Annotated in this window: 1 pseudogene; it reads right to left on the minus strand. The window is 55.7% G+C overall.

The features are described from left to right. Positions 1–749: 749 nt before the first annotated feature. Positions 750–1,015: pseudogene (locus NFX52_RS30285) on the minus strand (class II glutamine amidotransferase); the annotation flags it as partial. Positions 1,016–1,159: the final 144 nt, after the last annotated feature.

The raw sequence follows: 1,159 nt of genomic DNA on the forward strand, positions 1-1,159 counted from the left end.
CGTTGCTCAAGAGGCTGGACAAAGCCATCGGTAAGTTCTACGACGGCGGGGACGCGGTTGACGAGATCAACGGCTGCTGAAGGGAGCCGACATCGCCGTCAAGGTGGCATGGCTGGCCGCTTACGCTGCGATCGATAGCAGACAGTGAAGAACATCACTGGGCGTTTTTCTGCACCGCAAGAACTGACACAGCTACCGCGGTCACTCTTGGACAACATCAATGATCAGTCGAGAGATCAAACGAAACGGCGGCGGTCACGCATATTGCGCAAGCCAGGCTGATGGGGCCACATGGAACCGAGCGCTTCCCTAAACGTCCGGCGTTCTATCTCCGTTCCGCGAACTTGTATTGAGATGCCCTTGTTCGCGAAAAATCAAGCGGCGTGCGCTCTGCTGACGTCCCGTGAAGATCAGTGCGGTGAAGTCTGGGTTTCATAGGCCCGGATGTACCGAATCGCATCGATCCAAGACGCCTGCTCCTCTTTCATCGGGATCATCGTGGAGTCCACGAAATGGCGTGTGTCTCCCAGAGCATCGCTGCGGCCAAGTGCAGCGGGTCCGTATCCTTGGTGCTGACTATTTCCGCGAAGACTGACTGTGTCAGCAAGTCACGCTGCAACACTGACGCTCTCGGCCAGCGCTGGAAGCCGCCGTCGTTCGGCCTAGTTGGCATCGTACCCGGCACCAAGATCGATCGAATTATCCAAAAAACGTTGGTAGTGAATCGCCCCGGTTTCCGCGGAGGCTGTTCACGTTTCTTTGTTCGTCTGCGGGCTCGTCACAATCACCGCCACTTCGTCAAGCTCTCCCGCCTCCCTGGAGAAATCCAGCCGCAAATCTTCATCGCTCAGCTGCGCCATGCCAATGGGTGGCGACGCTACTATGTAGTACAGACTCGTTGGCGCGTGTGCCCACAAGGCCTGGCCGTTGGAAAGCAGGAAATTGAATGTGCGTGGGGCGCTATGCGCGCCGCCAACTCCTTGAGCGTTAGTGTCAACTCGGGAACCGAAGGCACGCATTTGATTGTTCTTTAAAAACTGTGCTAGAATTCAAGGCTCAGCTGATCGCAGCTAAGTCGGGAAAGCAAAGAAAACTTCGGTTGGATTTGCGATCCGGTTCATTAAAAATATACAGCCGATAAGCGTGGGCGTTTGATGGC

It is taken from the genome of Acidovorax facilis (assembly GCF_023913775.1).
Lineage (GTDB): Bacteria > Pseudomonadota > Gammaproteobacteria > Burkholderiales > Burkholderiaceae_C > Acidovorax > Acidovorax facilis.